The sequence below is a fragment of the Methylocaldum sp. genome (assembly GCF_039794385.1).
Taxonomy (GTDB): domain Bacteria; phylum Pseudomonadota; class Gammaproteobacteria; order Methylococcales; family Methylococcaceae; genus Methylocaldum.
Window position 1 is genome coordinate 1 of record NZ_JBDIVO010000377.1, and the last position, 4,257, is coordinate 4,257.

General features: G+C 57.8%; 4 protein-coding genes. All 4 read right to left on the bottom strand.

Features of this window, described 5'->3' with window-relative positions:
• Positions 1-104: 104 nt before the first annotated feature.
• The 4 genes from ABJK70_RS21020 to gshB all read right to left on the bottom strand — a co-directional run bounded on the left by ABJK70_RS21020 (position 105) and on the right by gshB (position 4,107).
• Positions 105-1,301 (bottom strand): hypothetical protein, encoded by a 1,197-nt coding sequence (locus ABJK70_RS21020; protein ID WP_077728269.1) that lies wholly within the window; start codon positions 1,299-1,301, stop codon positions 105-107.
• Entirely contained in the window at positions 1,298-2,056 is a 759-nt protein-coding gene (locus tag ABJK70_RS21025; protein WP_077728268.1) for a hypothetical protein, read from the bottom strand. The genes ABJK70_RS21020 and ABJK70_RS21025 overlap by 4 nt, the downstream gene beginning before the upstream one ends.
• A 236-nt stretch (positions 2,057-2,292) precedes the next feature.
• Complete coding sequence (locus tag ABJK70_RS21030; RefSeq protein ID WP_077728267.1) at positions 2,293-3,144, bottom strand: energy transducer TonB; 852 nt, start codon at positions 3,142-3,144, stop codon at positions 2,293-2,295.
• 12 nt (positions 3,145-3,156) lie between these two features.
• Complete coding sequence (gshB, locus tag ABJK70_RS21035) at positions 3,157-4,107, bottom strand: glutathione synthase (protein ID WP_086133810.1); 951 nt, start codon at positions 4,105-4,107, stop codon at positions 3,157-3,159.
• Positions 4,108-4,257: the final 150 nt, after the last annotated feature.

Sequence of the window (4,257 nt, forward strand, 5' to 3'; positions counted from 1 at the left end):
GGCGGAACATCACTGAGCGAGGTGATGGCGGTCGTTTTCCCAGCGCCCACGGGTCCGGTGAAAATGATTTTGTTGTACTGAATCACGATTCGATTCCGCTCCCGTCAAGACATTTTCAAGTGTTTCAAAATCTTCCCGAGAAAGGACGTGCGCTCCGGCTCCGGTCTGGCGGTCGACGCCTGAATTTCCGCGCGGGCCGTCTGCTGTTTCGGCCGTTGCTCTATCAGTCGCAAGGCATGAGCGGCGCTGATGAAGGCAAACACATACTGCTGCCGTATGCCTAAAATCTGCGCCGCCTCGCATACGGTATGGGGGCTGTGATACAACAGTGCTGCGATTCGCATGGTATGAGGGATCAGCAGGAAGCGGGTCAGATTGGGCCAGTGTTTGAGGGCTACCTCGTGTTCGAACGAGATGTCCACAGGGATCTTGCCTTTTGACGTCCAGATCGCCATCTTCCATAAGAAGGCATCCAGCGAAATCATCCGGCTCGGATCGAGCTCGGCCTGGCCGGCGTCGATCGGCGTAACTTTCAGATCCTTGGCGGTTTGCGCGCGGGGTCCGCTGATATCCATATGCGCAAGATTGTTAATGCGAATCGCGCAGGCGGCGCGCAATTGAGCTTCGTCTGCGTTGATCCATATCCGTCGAATCTGTGGAAAGACGACCAGCGGCTTCCATGGCGTTTCCACCCGCAAAGCCTGTTGATGCGAAATGGCGAGCGCGCAGGCCGATTCGAAGCTCCCCTGCAGAAAATCCTTGGGATCGTAGCGGACCGCCGCAGCCTGTTCGGGAACGGTCGGATCGATGTCGTCGCGGACGCCCAGAAAGCTCATGAAGCTTTGCTCATCCATTAGGGCGGCCACTTTGGATACGGATCCATCCGATTTTTCCGGCGCAACGACCGCCCGTAACGGAGTCGGGCGGGTTTCCGGCTCCGGCTTTCCGGCTTGCCGCGGTTGGCGGCCTTGGAGAATTTGCCGGACGCGCCGGATCGCCTGCAGCATGCTCTCGGCTTGGACCGGTTTCTTCAAAAAAACGGTCTCGGGCGAAGACGCACGGTCGTTCAGGGAAAGCAGGATAAGGACCCGGTCGGGATGGGTTTGCCGTTCCCGATCCAGCAATTCGGCCGCCCTCTGTGCGTCCATGTCGATCATACAGGCTTCCGCTTCTTCTCCGTCGCCGACGATCTCGGCCTGGTTTCGGCAAGGGCCGTGCAGGAACATCTTGAACAGTTTCGCAGTCCGCTCGTCCATCCCTAGAACCGCCAACCTTAATGGCGCGATGGCAAAATCGGTCATGGGGTATGTTCCTTTCGCAGATATCGTTCGCACTCGTCCCAAATCGCCGGCAAGGGGTCCATGATCGCCCGAAGCTTTTCACGCGTGTGCAAGAAATTGTCGAGATCACCGGTCGCCCGATACAGCAGCAGTAGTTCCTCAAGTAAATCGGTTCGCTCAGGCAGTCGGAACAATGCGCCTTCCAGTACCGCTCTCGCTTGGTCGATCTGGCTGTATTCGATGTGTTCCCGCGCTTCCACCAGCGGGTCGCGTTCTTCGTCCGAGGCATCGATCGACACCTGGACCAAATTCAGCGAACCGATGACGCCGGGGGCAAGAACCGATTGCCCGGCCGGCGGCAGCTCGGCCCAATCGGGCGTGTTTCCGCATTCAAGCCATCGATCGAGACGCGCATAGCAATCCTTCCTCAACCGATCCCGCGCCCCTGTCAGCAATCGCTTGCGGAGAGAGGGTCCCCTGTGTTCCAGGGCAATGAAAAGGTCCAACAAAGCGGCGTACAGGCCGTCTCGGTCGTTTTGATGGTAGTGGTGCAACACCCGCTGAGTGTGTCGCAGCAAGTTGTCGGGAACCGCAGACACGGAATGGGCCAGATAATCTGCGACGTCGTTTTCTGTGCCTAGGCAGAGCGGATTCGGTTGGAGCGAGTCCTCGATCAGAAAGGCCGGTTCGGCAAAATTCCCTGGACCAACGTCGGGCCCTGCCTCACCGCATCGCGGCAAGGCCGGTCGCTGAGCTTGGGAGAGATAATCGACCATCGGTGTTCTTAATGAGGAAACGGCTAGGCAATTAACAGGGATAAGGTGGACGGCTCTCTACAGGGTCGGCGGACATCGTTCTAAAGGGAAGATTCAGTCAGCGGACCCAGGCGTCCTGGCCGGACACATCAAGAATAGTCGGTTTTTGGGGGAAGGCTAGGCGGTGGAAGGCTGCCTGGACAGGCGCTCGGACGTTATGGCTGAGAGTCCGAGCTTGCAGGGAAAGCTGGGGTGAATCAGGGGCCGGTTTGGAGACGGTGATCGTTCTCGAACCGCCAGGTGCGGGTGATGATCAAAACATCCGCTTCCTGTTTCAGCTCTTGGGGAAAAGGTGCGAAGGGAGCGGCAAGCTGCACGATATTCGTTGCGGCGTCGTCCAGAACTTGATGGCCGGAAGAATGCCGGACCTGTATGCTGTACACGGTTCCGTCCGGCTTGATGCCGACGCTCAGAAGCAGGCTTCCGGAAAGATTCCGGCGGCGGGCTTCGTCGGGATAATTAAGATTGCCGATACGCTCGATTTTGTCCTGCCAGGCCTTCTCGTAGGCAGCGGCCTTGTATTTGTGGGCGTTCACCGAGTTGATGTAAACCAGCTTGGGACGGCGGGCATAGTCTTCCCGCGATTTGTTCAGTTCGGCGCTCAATTCGGCAATCTGCTGGCTGAGCGCCGCGGCGGTGAGCTTTACGGGCTGCGGTTCCGGCAGTATCTCCGTGCCTTGATCCGTGACGATCTTCTTTTCGGATTTTTCCTGTCTCAGCACGCGTTTGAGTTTGGCTTCCTGAACATGCGCGGGATTGGGCGCGTTTTCGGTTTGCTGGCCCTGTCCTTCCTGCGGTGTGGGCTGGTTCCTCGGAATCGCCTTTTCGGTATGGGTTCCGCTGCCTATCTGGTTGTCCGGAGCGAGAAAGTCGGCCTTTTCCGGAGCCTTCTGCGAAGCATTTCGCACCAGAGCGATGGTCAAGGATTTCTTGATTTCCGGGTGCTTGGGCATTTCGAAGCTGACGCCCAGGATGAGAACGGCGTGTGCGATGCCGGCAAAAACCAGGGATAGAAGAAAGCGGTCGGAAAAAACCTTTTCGGTATTCATGAGTCGACGTTATTAAGCCCGCACAACGGACTCGATATGATTCATCAGCAAGGCACTGATATTCAAGCCGAACAGTGCATCCAGCTCCTGCACGCAGGTCGGGCTGGTCACGTTCACTTCGGTCAGATAGTTTCCGATCACGTCCAGTCCCACGAATACGAGTCCTCTTTCGCGAAGCGTCGGACCTACTTGCTCGGCGATCCAGCGATCCCGCGGGGTCAGTTCGCGTCCCTCCGCGCGCCCTCCGGCGGCGAGGTTCCCGCGGCTTTCTCCCAGCGCGGGGATACGGGCGAGAGCATAAGGAACCGCCTCGCCGTTCACTAGCAGGATGCGCTTGTCGCCGTCGACGATTTCCGGCAGATAGCGTTGAGCCATGACGAAGCGCGAGTTGTGCCGGGTCATGGTTTCCAGGATGACGCTCAGATTGGGGTCTTTTTCCGCGATGCGGAAAATCGAGGCGCCGCCCATGCCGTCCAGGGGCTTCAGGATGATTTCGCCCTGTTCGTGCAGAAATTCGCGGATCTTGTGCCCTTCCCTGGCCACCAGGGTCGGCGGGCAGCACTGCGGAAACCAGGCGGTAAAGAGCTTTTCGTTCGCATCGCGCAGCGAGCGTGGTTTATTGACCACGTAAAGCCCCTGGTTTTCGGCGCATTCCAAGAGATAGGTGGCGTAGATGTATTCCTGGTCGAAAGGCGGGTCCTTGCGCATCAACACCACGTCCAAGGAATCCAGCGGCGCGACCGTCTCGCCGAGGAAGCTGAACCAGGACTGCTGGTTGCGCTCCACGCTCAGGCGGCGCATCCGCGCGTAGGTGCGTCCGTCCCGCAAATAAAGATCGTTGAGCTCCATGTAATGGAGCTCGTAACCCCGCGACTGGGCCTCCAGCAGCATGGCGAAACTGGTGTCTTTGTGGATTTTGATTTTTCCGATGGGATCCATGACGATCCCGAGCTTTAGACTCATAGCGATTTTTCCGTAATAGGAGGAGCGCGGCTTGACTTAAAAACCTTGAATCATATATAAAGCCTGATTTCCGTTCCAGCTAGGCGAGTTAGAGGTCAACCATGTCCAGAGTATGCCAGGTGACGGGCAAGCGCCGTATTGTAGGCAATA